Origin of the sequence: Cobetia sp. 14N.309.X.WAT.E.A4 (assembly GCF_030397495.1) — a bacterium.
GTDB classification, from domain to species: domain Bacteria; phylum Pseudomonadota; class Gammaproteobacteria; order Pseudomonadales; family Halomonadaceae; genus Cobetia; species Cobetia marina.
In genome coordinates this window covers 72,576-86,122 of the sequence record NZ_JAPNXT010000004.1, presented here as the reverse complement: position 1 = coordinate 86,122, position 13,547 = coordinate 72,576, and the positions used below count along the sequence as shown (strand labels likewise).

14 protein-coding genes are annotated in these 13,547 nt (G+C 64.1%); 1 reads left to right on the top strand and 13 read right to left on the bottom strand.

Annotation, left to right across the window (positions count from 1 at the left end):
• Positions 1–141 precede the first annotated feature (141 nt).
• The 5 genes from OW493_RS07285 to OW493_RS07265 all read right to left on the bottom strand — a co-directional run bounded on the left by OW493_RS07285 (position 142) and on the right by OW493_RS07265 (position 5,046).
• Positions 142–1,548 (bottom strand): TRAP transporter large permease subunit, encoded by a 1,407-nt coding sequence (locus OW493_RS07285; RefSeq protein WP_077379560.1) that lies wholly within the window; start codon positions 1,546–1,548, stop codon positions 142–144.
• Positions 1,548–2,117 carry a TRAP transporter small permease subunit gene (locus tag OW493_RS07280; RefSeq protein ID WP_084209503.1) on the bottom strand — a complete coding sequence of 190 codons (570 nt, stop codon included), beginning with the start codon at positions 2,115–2,117 and terminating at the stop codon, positions 1,548–1,550. The genes OW493_RS07285 and OW493_RS07280 overlap by 1 nt, the downstream gene beginning before the upstream one ends.
• A 503-nt stretch (positions 2,118–2,620) precedes the next feature.
• Positions 2,621–3,358: an endonuclease/exonuclease/phosphatase family protein gene (locus OW493_RS07275; protein WP_240499767.1), complete on the bottom strand. Its 738-nt coding sequence runs from the start codon at positions 3,356–3,358 to the stop codon at positions 2,621–2,623.
• Between the two features lie 98 nt (positions 3,359–3,456).
• Positions 3,457–4,101 carry a thiol:disulfide interchange protein DsbA/DsbL gene (locus OW493_RS07270; protein ID WP_084209502.1) on the bottom strand — a complete coding sequence of 215 codons (645 nt, stop codon included), beginning with the start codon at positions 4,099–4,101 and terminating at the stop codon, positions 3,457–3,459.
• 261 nt (positions 4,102–4,362) lie between these two features.
• The gene (locus tag OW493_RS07265; RefSeq protein ID WP_289863742.1) at positions 4,363–5,046 is read right to left on the bottom strand and encodes a c-type cytochrome; all 684 of its coding nucleotides are present in this window, start codon (positions 5,044–5,046) and stop codon (positions 4,363–4,365) included.
• A gap of 314 nt (positions 5,047–5,360) precedes the next feature.
• Between OW493_RS07265 and yihA the strand changes: the two genes are divergently transcribed.
• Complete coding sequence (gene yihA, locus OW493_RS07260) at positions 5,361–6,050, top strand: ribosome biogenesis GTP-binding protein YihA/YsxC (RefSeq protein WP_077379554.1); 690 nt, start codon at positions 5,361–5,363, stop codon at positions 6,048–6,050.
• A 195-nt stretch (positions 6,051–6,245) separates the two neighbouring features.
• On the opposite strand, the gene OW493_RS07255 is transcribed toward yihA, so the two are convergent.
• The 8 genes from OW493_RS07255 to argH form a co-directional block, all read right to left on the bottom strand.
• A complete protein-coding gene (locus OW493_RS07255; RefSeq protein WP_289863741.1) occupies positions 6,246–6,695 on the bottom strand; it encodes a hypothetical protein in 450 nt (149 codons plus the stop codon).
• Between the two features lie 222 nt (positions 6,696–6,917).
• A complete protein-coding gene (locus OW493_RS07250; protein WP_271302709.1) occupies positions 6,918–7,640 on the bottom strand; it encodes an HAD family hydrolase in 723 nt (240 codons plus the stop codon).
• Positions 7,640–8,698 (bottom strand): tyrosine recombinase XerC, encoded by a 1,059-nt coding sequence (locus tag OW493_RS07245; protein WP_176493794.1) that lies wholly within the window; start codon positions 8,696–8,698, stop codon positions 7,640–7,642. Before OW493_RS07245 ends, OW493_RS07250 begins: the two co-directional genes overlap by 1 nt.
• Positions 8,695–9,486 (bottom strand): DUF484 family protein, encoded by a 792-nt coding sequence (locus OW493_RS07240; protein ID WP_289863739.1) that lies wholly within the window; start codon positions 9,484–9,486, stop codon positions 8,695–8,697. Before OW493_RS07240 ends, OW493_RS07245 begins: the two co-directional genes overlap by 4 nt.
• Before the next feature lie 70 nt (positions 9,487–9,556).
• The gene (gene dapF, locus OW493_RS07235; protein WP_136939446.1) at positions 9,557–10,387 is read right to left on the bottom strand and encodes a diaminopimelate epimerase; all 831 of its coding nucleotides are present in this window, start codon (positions 10,385–10,387) and stop codon (positions 9,557–9,559) included.
• Positions 10,387–11,658, bottom strand: a complete 1,272-nt coding sequence (gene lysA, locus OW493_RS07230) for a diaminopimelate decarboxylase (RefSeq protein WP_077379542.1) — start codon at positions 11,656–11,658, stop codon at positions 10,387–10,389. Before lysA ends, dapF begins: the two co-directional genes overlap by 1 nt.
• A 59-nt stretch (positions 11,659–11,717) precedes the next feature.
• On the bottom strand, positions 11,718–11,939 hold the full coding sequence (locus OW493_RS07225) for a lipoprotein (protein ID WP_077379540.1): 222 nt from the start codon (positions 11,937–11,939) through the stop codon (positions 11,718–11,720).
• Positions 11,940–12,017: 78 nt separating this feature from the next.
• On the bottom strand, positions 12,018–13,412 hold the full coding sequence (gene argH, locus OW493_RS07220) for an argininosuccinate lyase (protein WP_084209847.1): 1,395 nt from the start codon (positions 13,410–13,412) through the stop codon (positions 12,018–12,020).
• Positions 13,413–13,547 lie beyond the last annotated feature (135 nt).

Here is a 13,547-nt window from a genome sequence, read left to right as displayed (position 1 = left end):
GCCGCGAACGGCTCCCGTGCATCTGCATGAGCCGACTGGCGGCTCTCCCATCAGCTGGCGGGGCGAGCCCCGCCAATTCAGTTGCTGCTCTGTATTTGTTCTGTCCGTGTTCTGTTCTTGTACTGTCTCGTCAGTCGTGGCCTAGAACTGGGCCGGCAGCCAGGTGGCCAGGCCCGGGAAGGCGGCCAGTGCCCCCAGCATGCACAGCTGGATCAGGATGAACGGAATGACGCCCTTGTAGATCTGCTTGGTGCTGACTTCCTTGGGCGCGACGCCGCGCAGATAGAACAGCGCGAAACCGAAGGGCGGCGTCAGGAAGGAGGTCTGCAGGTTGATGGCGATCATGATGCCCAGCCAGATCGGGTCGAGGCCCATGGCCAGCAGCACCGGGCCGACGATCGGCACCACCACGAAGGTGATCTCGATGAAGTCGAGGATGAAGCCGAGCAGGAAGATCACCAGCATCACCACCAGGGTGGCACCGATGACCCCTCCGGGCATGTTCTCGAAGATCTCGGTGACGACCTCTTCGCCGCCGAAACCACGGAACACCAGCGAGAACAGCGCCGCACCGATCAGGATCAGGAAGACCATCGTGGTGACGTTGGTGGTGGAGCGCACGACTTCCGTCAGCGTCTTGAAGCTCAGCTTGCGGTTGGCGACGGCCAGCATCAGCGCGCCGAAGGCACCCACGGCAGAGGCTTCTGTCGGCGTGGCCAGTCCGCCGAGAATCGAGCCCAGTACGCAGACGATCAGCACGATCGGCGGCACCAGTCCCTTGAGGAGCAGCCAGCCGATGCCACCGGTGTGGCCCAGTTCCTTCATCAGCGCGTCACGGTCCACGGCCGGCGCCTTCTCGGGCTTGAGCCAGGCGATGATGGCGATGTAGACGATATAGGCGACCACCAGAATCAGGCCCGGCACCAGGGCGCCGATGAACAGGTCGCCCACCGAGACGGTCTTCGGGCTCCAGATGCCCATCGACAATTGCGCCTGCTGATAGGCGGAAGACAGCACGTCGCCCAGCAGAACGAGTGCGATGGACGGCGGAATGATCTGTCCCAGGGTGCCAGTGGCACAGATGGCGCCAGTGGCGAGCGACGGGTCATAGCCACGCTTGAGCATGGTGGGCAGTGACAGCAGGCCCATGGTCACGACGGTCGCGCCGACGATGCCGGTGGAGGCGGCCAGCAACATGCCGACGATGGTCACGGAGATGCCCAGGCCGCCACGCAGTGAGCCGAACATCAACGCCATGGCGTCGAGCAGCGTCTCGGCGACCTTCGATTTTTCCAGCAGCACGCCCATCAACACGAACAATGGCACGGCCAGCAACGTCTGATTGGTCATGGTGCCGTAGAGGCGATTGGGCATCGCCGACAGGAAGCTGGCATCGAATACGCCCTGGGTAATGCCCAGCGCGTCCAGCCCCATGCCCAGCCCGGCGAAGGCCAGCGCGGTACCGGCAAGCGACAGCGCCACCGGATAGCCCAGCATGAGAACGACACAGATACACACGAACAGCAGCAGCGGCATGATCTCGAGCATTACACCAGCTCCTCATCGTGATCAGGGGTGTCATCGCTCGCATGCGGCGACGGCAGCCGCCCGCACAGGAACAGGAGGTGGCGACCTGCTTCAGCGACACCTTGCAGCATCATCAGGATGGCGACCGCGGGGATCAGGCTCTTGAGCAGATAGACGCCAGGCAGGCCACCGGATTCGGGGGAGGCTTCCTTGATGCTCCACGAGTCGCCGACATAACCCAGGCTCGAGAGCAGGATGAAGATCATCACCGGGAACAGCAGGAACAGGGTGCCGCCGAGGTCGATCCACGACTTCCCGCGATGGGACATGCGCTGGTAGAAGATATCCACGCGGACATGGTTGTCATGCTTGAGCGTGTAGCTGGCGGCGAGCAGGAAGACGGTCGCGTGCATGTACATCACGGATTCCTGCATCGGAATGCTGTTGATGTTGAAGGCGTAGCGCAGCATCACGATGGCGAATTCGACCAGCATCATGATGACGACCAGCCAGGACACGCAGCGTCCCAGCCCTTCGGTCATGCGGTCGAGCCCTGTGAGCCAGCCGGGGGTAGAGGCAGTGGCAGACATGGAATCCCCTTGGCCTGCGGGTAGCAGGTGATATTTGTTGGCGTTGTTGTTGCCGAGTCTGGCGTTGCGTGTGCCGTCATCGTAGTCGGGGCGATCTCGTGTGCACGCTGACGATCGTCACATCAGTTCAGGCTTTGCTCATGTTGTAGCTTTGATGAGACGTCGGCAATCCGGCAATCGTCGTTTCAGACAACGCTATTCCACGCTGGTGGATGGCAGATGCCAGTGAGGCCATGCAGGCTCTCGGCAGTCATCAGCGTTGCTTTCACGATTAATCCACGCCCTCGGACAGGCCAAGAGTAGCGAGTGGCTGGCCAGTGACAAATGGATCATTGGTCTGACAGGCGAGATATATCTTTCGATTCAGTCACTTGGATTGAAAAATCCATGCCGGACGGGAACGGGAAGGTGGCAATCAAGGTGACGGACAGGCGGGTCCCGGCGGATATCGAGGGTGATATCCAGGCACCCGTGAGAGGGTTGCGAATTGAGGTGAGGGCGTGTCAGGCCAGACCAAGCGCCTTCTGACAGGCCACGGGGAGGTGCACTTCCACCGCAAGAGGCAGATGGTCGGAGAAGAGGTGGGACAGGGTGCTGGGGTGCTCGATGTGCAGGGTGGAGGAGGCCAGAATATGGTCCAGACCCCGCCGTGGCTGCCAGGCAGGATAGCTGTTGATCGCCTTGCTGGGCCGCGAGTCGAGCGCCTCGCAGAATCCCTTGTGCTGGCGCAGTTGTGCCAGGGTGCAGTTCAGGTCGCCCATCACGATGACGTGCTTGAGCGGTGCGATCAGCTCTCCGAGATAATCGAGCTGCTTGCGCTGGATTCGCGCACCAAGCGCCAGATGCGTGACGAAGACATGCAGCGCATGCTCCCCCTCGCCGAAGCGAGCATGGATGGCGCCGCGCCCCGGCAGGGTGCCGGGCAGGCTGTGCTCTTCGAGATGGCTGATCGGCAGGCGCGACAACAGGCCGTTGCTGTGCTGTGCCAGCCGGCCGAGGTTGCGATTGAGCTGCTGATAGCGATGCGGGAAGTGAGCCGTCTCGGCCAGCGCGTCCACCTGATTGACGTTGCCGGAGCGGAAGCTGCCGCCGTCGACTTCCTGCAGCCCGACGATGTCGTAAGGCGTGATGGCCCCGGCAATCAGTTCCAGGCGGCGGTGGCGCTTGGGATGTGGCAGCAGATGTTGCCAACCGCGGGTGACATAGTGATGCCACGCCGCGGTATGGATACCGACCTGCATGTTGAAGGTCAGCAGACGCAGCGGCGAACCCGACAATCCATGCCCGGCATCATCCGCTGCGTCGGCGGCCACTGGGGAGTCGTCAGCGGCCTCTGCCATCAGGCGGCGTCCTTGTCGCCAGCCTTCTCTTCACGCACCTGCTCGACCAGCTCATCGGTGATCTTGAGCATGTTCTTGAGCGAGCCAGCCGTGCTCGGAGAGACGACATAGCGACCGTCGACGATCAGTGCGGGGACACCCATGATCTTGTAGGCGCGCATCTGTGCGTGTGCCTGATTGACCTGGCTCTTCACGCCGAAGGAGGTCAGGGACTTCTCGGCGTCTTCTTCGCTGACACCGTAGTCGCTGTAGAAGGCGGCGATGTCTTCCGGGTCGGTGAGACGCTGGTGGTCCTTGTGGATGGCATCGAAGAAGGCCTTGTGGGTCTGATCGAGAATGCCCAGATCCTTGGCGGCATAGAAGGCATAGGCGTGCTTGACCCAGTCCTGCCCCATGGTGGCCGGCAGACGATGGAAGGTCACGTCACCGGGCAGCTCATCGACCCAGGGCTCGAGGCTGGATTCCAGTGCGTAGCAGTGCGGGCAGCCATACCAGAATGCCTCGACCACTTCGACGTTGCCGGCCGGTGCATCGGTCTTCACCGGTTCGTCGAGTACCTGATAGTCCTTGCCAGCTTCAGCGGCGAACACGCTTGCTGACAGGCCAAGGCCCGCCACCAGAGTCAGTAGGGGTTTCCACTTCATGGAACATCTCCATCGGGTTGAGGCATGCCCGGGCATGAGACCCGGCAACATTAGTGATGTATCGAGTATGCGTGTCAGCCACCACCGCTGTCGAGACTGCCGGGCGGGACACGGCGGATCACTGTCTGGCCAGCCTAGCGTGACAAGGTTGACCGCTGGATGAACGCCGTTCGACCACGTTGCCGTGCAGAGCACGCCACGCCGTGCCGGAGCCGGTCGCCATCGCAGATGTCATACGTGACATCAGCCTGACTGGATGCCTCAGCGCAGGCCGTGAAGATACTCGGCGACCTGCTGCATGTCGCTGTCACTCATGCGTGCGGCGATGCTGCTCATGATGTCATTGGGGTCGTTGTCACGCGTGCCGTCACGAAAGGCCGTCAGCGAGGTGATGGTGTAGGCGGGGAATTGCCCAGCCAGCGCAGGATAGCCTGCTGAATCAATCCCCTCGCCGCGAGGGCCGTGGCAGGCGGTACAGGCCGCGATACCTCGCTCAAGCGAGCCGGCCCGGTACAGCACCTCACCTGCTTTCGCGGCGTCGGGCTCTGCCTGGCCGCGGTTGGCGGGCTGCTCGGCATAATAGGCCGCGATATCGGCAATGTCCTGATCGCTCAGGGTGTCGGTGAGGCCTGCCATCTGGGGAACCGCGCGACGACTCTCGCGGATATCCGTGATCTGCTTGCGCAGATAATGGGCCTGCTGTCCGGCGAGGTGCGGGAAGGCGGAGGCTGGGGACACGCCCTGCGCACCATGGCAGGCAGCACAGACGGCTGCCTTGGCCTGGCCGGCGCTGGCATCCGCGGTGATCTCGTCTGCGCCGGCGCGGGGCGAGAGGCCGAGCGCCAGCAGGGCGCTCAAGGTGGCGAAAATCGTCGTGGCAAGTACGCCCCAGCTCGAGCTCTGCGGCCCTTCACGGTGCTGCGGTGATCTCATCAGCTTGTTCATGTCACTGGTCCCTGTTTGCGCAAATCCCGCAGTGGAGTCATCCCGGCGCTGGTGGCAAGCATCACCCGAGGAGAACTACGTCAGACGCCTCGCAGCCCGTGAGAGCTGGGTGGTACACTAGCGCATCATGAGCGTGATGCTTGTCATTTCGGCAGTATAGCGAATCCCCTTCAGGGCGCGTTAATGTGCCTGCCGCCTGCCTGTCGAGCTGACAGCGCCAGTGGTGCTCTATTCCGTTTCACCGGCCGTTTCTTCTGCTCTCACGTGATGTCGCGCGGGCGAGACGTCCGCCATCAACAGGTATTCAGATTCTCATGGCCGAGTCAGCCACTCCGTCCCCCAAGCTTCACTATCGTCAGGCGCGCTTCTTGATCAGCGCCGCCACCCTGGCCCAATGCCCGACGGATGTCGGCGCCGAGGTGGCCTTTGCCGGTCGCTCCAATGCCGGAAAGTCGAGCGCCATCAATGCCCTGACGTCCCAGAAGGCGTTGGCGCGTACCTCCAAGACGCCTGGCCGCACTCAGCTGATCAACTATTTCACCATCGGTGAAACGGGCCGCCATCTGGTCGACCTGCCCGGCTATGGCTATGCCAAGGTGCCGGACAAGGTGAAGCGTGAGTGGCAGTCCCATCTGTCCAACTACCTGCGCAACCGCCAGTCGCTGCGCGGCCTGGTGCTGCTGATGGATGTGCGTCACCCGCTGTCCGAATTCGACCAGATGATGCTGGGCTGGGCCGATGAGGCACAGATGCCGGTGCATATCCTGCTGACCAAGGCGGACAAGCTGAAGCGTGGACCGGCAGCGGCGAGCCTCCAGAAGGTACGGCACGCCCTCAAGGAGTGGGAAGACCTCGTCACCGTGCAGCTGTTCTCGTCGCTCAAGTATTCGGGAGTCGAGCAGGTGCACGCCAAGCTCGATGAGTGGCTGGCGGACCCGGCGGTGATGGAAGGTGTCACGGAGGGGGAGGCCGATGAAGCCCCCCAGGACCCGTTCGACGACTGAGTCGTCCGTGTCATGACATGTGCTGCTGCATAAAAAGAGACGCCGGTCACCCTTGGGTGACCGGCGTCTCTTTTGTGGGGCGTCTCTTTTGTGGGGCGTCCAGTTATGGGGCATCCAGTTAAGGGGCGTCCAGATCTCTGTCCTGACAAGCAGTCGGTCACCTGTGGCCGACCGCCTGTCACCGTTCATCACTGCTCACATGAACAGGCTGGGAGCGGTGTTTTCTGACAGCAGTCGCTGAGGGACCTGCGGCATCGCAGCCTGGCTCGCCCGCACCTCGAAACGTGTCAGGTGGCCACCCTGGGAGCTGTCGACAGGGGCATTCAGGCTGCGTGCCCGTGGATCACCGCCCGACATGTCGATGATCGCTGCCGGTACCGAGGTCACGCCTCGCGTGGCGTTTTCCATGCTGGTTCGCGCACTGTAGACCGCCAGTACGATCAGCATGGCGCAGAGCACGACCTGTCCTGTGCCGATCAACACTCCCTGCCAAGCACTGGCATGCGGCAGGGCCAGCGGACCGGGATCCTGCTGGAATCTCTCGATGATGTCGGTGGCGTCGCGGGACTCGGCGTCGTCACTGATGGCGCGGGAATATTGCCAAGTCTGGCAGATGACACGCCGAGATGATGATTGAGTGCTCATGCTGTCCTCTCCAGTCGCGACGACATCGAACGTGAGTTCTCGGATGACCCTGGCAGGCCCGTGGAAGGCTGGGTTGTCAGGCACGAGAAACTTGTACAACAAATATGGTCTCCGCCATAAAGTTGTACAAGTTTTAATTTGTGTATCGCTTTTCTGGAACGTCAGTCCAGGTGACAGCAGGTAACCGACGGTCAGGTCTGGAGGGTCAGAAGCGCTGTCGTTTCATCGTGATGCATGCAGGTGCCGCAACAGTTCCGGAAGCTCCCGGACATGCGAGATGACATGGACTCCGGCGGGAACCGGCTCCGGCGCGCCACGCCCCTTCACGTCGATCCATGCCGCCTGCATGCCGAGACGTACTGCCGGCAGGGCATCTTCCTTCCATGAGTCGCCGACATGCAGCGTGGTGGAGGGGCGGCTGCCCAGACGTGCCATGGCGGCGAGGAAGGGGCGTGCATCCGGCTTGGGCGCCAGCCATTCGCCGGCGGCGATGCTGAACTCGAAATGATGGTCCAGCGCCAGGCGTGTCAGGTCGACATTGCCATTGGTGATGGCGCCGAGGCGGTAATGCCGGGCCAGTGAGTCGAGCAGCTCACTGGCTTCCGGAAAGGGCTGCAATTCGTGGCGCAATGCCAGGAAGCGTTCGACGGCCGCATGTGACCAGTGATGGGCCTCCTTTTCGCCATGGCCGGCATCGCGCAGCATGATGCGCATGGCTTCACGGCGCAGCCAGGTGAAATCACCACGCCGCAAGGGATGTTCCAGCCCGAGCGCCATACGGCGACGGGTATATTCCTCGAGGGGAAAATCAGTGGCATGACCGATCTCACCGTCCAGCCAGGCGTAGTGTTCCGTCTCGGCGCGCTCCATGATCGGGCGATTGGCCCACAGGGTGTCATCGAGATCGAAGGTCAATGCGGTCAGCGAAGGCGTCGTTGCGGGCATCACAGGGGATCATCCTTGAGCGGAACATCAGCAGGGGAGGCGGCGTCAATGTCAGCCGGCGTTGCCTCTTCTGGCCCACGCTGGCGACGTGCACGGGGGTGAGCCTGGTCGTAGGCGCTGGCCAGCTGTTGCCAGTCGAGTCGGGTATACACCTGGGTCGTGGAGAGATGGGCATGGCCCAGCAACTCCTGCACGGCGCGCAGATCGCCACTGGATTCCAGCAGATGGCTGGCGAAGGAGTGGCGGAGTCGGTGGGGGTGCAGGTGCTCCGGCAGGCCGCGTGTCTTCGCTTGCGTCACCAGACGAAGCTGCACGCCGCGTTGTCCCAGCCGCTGGCCTCGCTGGCCGACGAACAGGGCAGTCTCGTCAGCAGGCGCGAGTTGGCCACGCACCTTCAGCCAGGCATCCAGCGCCTGACGCGCCCGCGAGCCGATGGGCAGCTGGCGAGGCTTGTTGCCCTTGCCGCGCACGCGCAGGCGGCGTGTCTCCAGCATGTCGAGATCGAGACTGACCAGTTCCGAGAGTCGCAGCCCCGAGCCGTAGAGCAGCTCCAGCATGGCCTGATCGCGGATCGCCAGTGGCGTGCCGTCGTGCGGGCAGTCGAGAAAGCGTGACAGGCTGTCGATGTCCACCGGGCGAGGCAGGTGGTCCGGCAGGCGCGGTGTCTGTACCAGGCCCGCCGGGTTGTGCGCCAGAATGCCGTGATCGACCAGCCAGCCACAGAAACGACTGATCGCCGCGCGACGTCGGGCCAGTGAACGGGGGGCGAGCCCACGACTGCGTTCAGCGCCCAGGAAGCGACGCAGTGTCGGCACATCCAGGGCCTGCCAGTCTGCAGGAGACCGAGCGGTGGTGCTGGTGTCGGCATCCACCGTGGTCTCGGCCGGTGAGGGGCGCAACATGAAGTGGATCAGTGCCTCGAGATCGCGCTGATAGGCGCTCACGGTCGCCGCGCTGCTGTCCTGGGCAAGATGGGCGAGAAACTGCTGGCAAGGGCGGGTCAGCGCCTGGCGCCTCGCAGTGTCGAGGGAGTCATCCGGGAGGTCAGAGGCGCTCATCGCGCGGCCTGATCATCACGCGAGGCAGCGGAGTCTGAGGTGTGTCTCGTCGCATGACGCCCGAGGCAGCGCGCCAGCACATCGCCGAGATATTCGGGGAAGAGAGTGTCGAGTCCGGCACGGAACTGCTCGGCCTCGGCACTGGCGACCACCAGATAGCCCAGGCATTCGCCACGGGTCAGACGCACGATGACGGCGGAGCCGCGCGTGGCATCCGCCTGGCTGGTCTCGACTAGATCGTGGCACTCCGCCCCCAGCGGCCAGCCATGGTCCGGCAGCAGGGCTTCCCAGCGCGTGCGTGGCATCGCCAGGCAACGGCTGGCGCGGCCTTCGAGCAGGCGCTCGAATTGCTCGGCACGCGCATCATCGAGCACCTGACGCGGTGGCTGGGTCGCGGGGCCGGCGCCGCGTTGCCACAGGCAGACGGCGGCGATGTCGAACAGCTCGCTGAGACGGGTTGCCAGAGTCTCCGCGAGGGCATCATCCGATTCGGCATCCATCAGATCCAGCACGATCTGACGCAGTCGCTGATAGCGGCTTTCATTGTCGCGGGCGGTATTGAGCAGCTCCTCGAGACGCGCTTCGGCCTGCTCGGTACGTCCGCGCAGGTCATGCACCAGCCGCTCCAGCAGCGAGACGCTGCCACCGCGTGCCTCGGGGTGTGGCACGCGCAGCTGCTGGAGCAACCCTTCCCGACCCTCGAAGAAATCCGGATGCGTGGCCAACCACTCGGCGACCCGGTCCGGGTCCAGCGTGCGCGGGCGACGTGAGGCGGATGGCTCGGCCATATGGCTCTCCTTGCGAGGGTTGGCGACGGGACGCCGGCGCTTCGCGCAGGCGTCCCCTGTCAGCGGCGGCTTACAGGATGATGCGGCCTTCGAAGACGGTCTCGGCAGGACCGGTCATGAAGACAGGGTGACCTTCGCCGCCCCATTCGATGCTCAGGGTGCCGCCAGGCAGCGTGACATCGACAGGACTGGCGAGCAGGCCACGACGAATGCCGGAAGCGACGGCCGCACAGGCACCGGTGCCACAGGCCAGCGTCTCGCCGACGCCACGCTCGAAGACGCGCAGGCGCGCTTCATGGGGCGAGACGACTTCCAGGAAGCCGGCATTGACGCGCCTGGGGAAGCGCGGATGCGCTTCGATCAGCGGACCGATCTCTCGTACCGGTGCCTCGTCGACGCTGTCGACCAGCAGCACCGCATGGGGGTTGCCCATCGAGACGACACCGATCTCCAGGGACTCGCCGCCGACCTCCAGCGCATGCACCGGCAGATCCGTCTCGGCCTCGAAGGGCAGCGCGGCGGGGGCGAAGCGCGGAGCGCCCATGTCGACGCGGACTCGCCCGTCATCGGCCACTACCAGTGTCAGCGGGCCACCGGCGGTCTCGACGCGGATCTCGCGCTTGGTGGTCAGGCGCTGATTGAGCACGAAGCGCGCAAAGCAGCGGGCCCCGTTGCCGCAGTTCTCGACCTCGCTGCCATCGGCATTGTAGATGCGATAGCGGAAGTCCATGTCCGGGTCACGGGGTGGCTCGACCACCAGCAGCTGGTCGAAGCCGATACCGAAATTGCGATGCGAAAGCCGTCGGATATCGGCATCGCGCAGGCGGCCACGCTGGGAGATCAGGTCAATGACCATGAAGTCATTGCCCAGACCGTGCATCTTGGTGAAGTGCACCAGCATCAGTCATCACCTTCCGGCAGCAGTTGCTCACCGGTCCACAGTTCTTCCAGACGTTCGCGGCGACGCACCAGGTGCATCTGGCCGCCATCCACCATCACCTCGGCGGGACGACAGCGGCTGTTGTAGCTGGAGGCCATCACGAAGCCATAGGCGCCGGAGGAGCGAACGGCAAGCAGGTCGCCCGGGGCGATGGCCAGTTCGCGGTCCTTGCCCAGGAAGTCGCCTGTCTCGCAGACCGGGCCGACCACGTCGTAGCTGGCGCTTGCACGTGACTCGCGCGTGTCGACGGGCACGATGTTCTGCCAGGCCTGATACAGCGACGGACGGATCAGGTCATTCATGCCGGCATCGATGATGGCGAAGTTCTTCTCTTCGCCGGGTTTGAGGTACTCGACACGCGTCAGCAGGACGCCGGCGTTGGCGGCGATGGAGCGGCCCGGCTCGAACAGCAGTGTCATCTCGTTGCCATGCTCGTAGCGCGCCAGGCGTTCCAGCAGGGCGCTTGCGTAGGCGAAGGGCTCCGGCGGCGTCTCGTTCTGGTAGGGCACGCCGAGGCCGCCGCCGAGATCCAGATGCTCGATGATGATGCCGCGCTCGCGCAGGCGATCCAGCAGCACCAGCAGGCGCTCGAGGGAGTCGAGGAACGGCGCCAGCTCGGTCAGCTGGGAGCCGATATGACAATCGACGCCTACCACCTTGACGTGCTCCATGGCGGCGGCGGTCTCGTAGACCTCCAGCGCCTGCTCGACCGGAATGCCGAACTTGTTGGCCTTGAGGCCGGTGGAGATGTACGGGTGGGTGCCGGCATCGACGTCCGGGTTGATGCGCAGCGACACCGGTGCGATACGCCCGAGGCGACCGGCGACGGCATTGAGGCGCTCAAGCTCGGGCAGCGATTCGACGTTGAAGCACTTGATGCCCAGCTCCAGCGCGCGCTGCATCTCGGCGGCCTGCTTGGCGACGCCGGAGAACACGACCTTGGCGGGGTCTCCGCCGGCCTTGAGGACGCGCTCCAGCTCACCGGCGGAGACGATGTCGAAGCCGGCACCCAGACGTGCCAGCACGTTGAGCACCGCCAGGTTGGAGTTGGCCTTCACGGCGTAACAGATCAGATGCGGGTGGTCGCCCAGCGCATCCTGATAGGCCTTGAAGTGGCGCTCCAGCGTGGCACGGCTGTAGACGTAGCAAGGCGTGCCGAACTGCTCGGCCAGCGTGGCGAGAGAGGCGTCTTCGGCGTGCAGCACGCCATCCTGATATACGAAGTGATCCATGATCCGGCCTGCAAGATGTCGCGCCGGCGGGTATCACCCGCCGGAGATGTAAGGGGGGCTCAGGCGTCGCTGCCGGAAGTCTCGGTAGCGGCGGTGCGCTCTGTCTCGGCGGCAGCCGGTGCAGGGGCGGGTGCCTCGGCACGTTGACCGCCGGCATCGGCGTCCGCCGGCAGATACAGCGGGCCCTTCTGACCGCAGCCGGTCAGAAGGCCTGCACCCAGCAGCAGGCCCGCAAGGGTACGAAGGGCGTGACGGGCGGACTGGCTCATCAGATGACGCATCGGGCGGCCTCCTGGCAGCTGACGATGAAGCGGTGAGGGCCTGACGGCAGTACACGGTCAGGCCCCGGCTTGACGGTTTCAGGCGCGGCTGGTCAGCGCCTCACGTGCACGCTGCACGGCAGCACGCACCTGATTCGGCGCGGTGCCCCCGATGTGATTGCGCGCCGCGACGGAACCTTCCAGCGTGAGCACGTCGAAGACGTCCTGTTCGATGGTGTCGGAGAACTGCTTGAGTTCATCCAGCGTCATCTCGGACAGGTCACGCTTCTGCTCGATGCCGAAGGCGACGGACTTGCCGACGATCTCGTGGGCATCCCGGAAGGCGACACCCTTGCGCACCAGGTAATCCGCCAGATCAGTCGCGGTGGCGAAGCCCTTGCTGGCCGAGGCGTACATGTTGTCGGACTTGGCGCGGATCGCCGGAATCATGTCGGCGAAGGCGCGCAGGCTGCCGCGTACGGTATCGATGGTATCGAACAGCGGCTCCTTGTCTTCCTGATTGTCCTTGTTGTAGGCCAGCGGCTGGGACTTCATCAGGGTCAGCAGGCTCATCAGGTGGCCATAGACACGGCCGGTCTTGCCACGCACCAGTTCCGGCACGTCCGGGTTCTTCTTCTGCGGCATGATGGAGGAACCGGTGCAGAAGCGATCCGGCAGATCGATGAAGTCGAACTGGGCGCTGGTCCACAGCACCAGCTCTTCGCTCATGCGTGACAGGTGCATCATCAGCAGGCTGGCGAAGCTGGTGAATTCGATGGCGAAGTCACGGTCGCTGACGGAGTCGAGGCTGTTCTCGGTCGGACGATCGAAGCCGAGCAGCTCGGTGGTGACGTGGCGGTCGATGGGGAAGGTGGTGCCGGCCAGCGCCGCGGCGCCCAGCGGCAGCACGTTCATGCGGGTACGGCAGTCACGCAGGCGGTCCTGGTCACGGGCGACCATTTCCTGCCACGCCAGCAGATGGTGGCCGAAGGTGACCGGCTGAGCGCTCTGCAGGTGAGTGAAACCCGGCATGATGGTGTCGGCTTCCTGCTCGGCCAGGCCCAGCATGCCTTCCCGCAGACGCGTCAGCTCGGCGTCGATGACGTCGATCTCGTCGCGCAGGTAAAGGCGGATGTCGGTGGCCACCTGATCATTGCGTGAGCGACCGGTGTGCAGCTTCTTGCCGGTGTTGCCGATCTTGGCGGTCAGACGTGCCTCGATGTTCATGTGCACATCTTCCAGCGCGACGGACCACTCGAATTCGCCGCGAGCGATCTCTTCGCTGATCTCCTTCAGTCCTTCGATGATGGTGTCGCGCTCTTCCTCGCTCAGCACGCCGACGCCGGCCAGCATGGTGGCGTGGGCGATGGAGCCACGAATATCGTGCTGCGCCATGCGCTGATCAAAATCGACGGACGCGGTGAAGCGGGCCACGAAGGCATCGGTCGGCTCGCTGAAGCGGCCGCCCCAGGACTGATTGGTAGATTCGCTCATCGGGATCTCGAATTGTGGTGACATGTCCAGAGTTCGGCGTCCGGTGCACGGTCGCGCAGCCGGTATCGTTGACCTTGGAGTGTACCAGACTCCGTCGGATGGGCGAGGGGGGCGCGCACCAAGATGCGTTGCGGC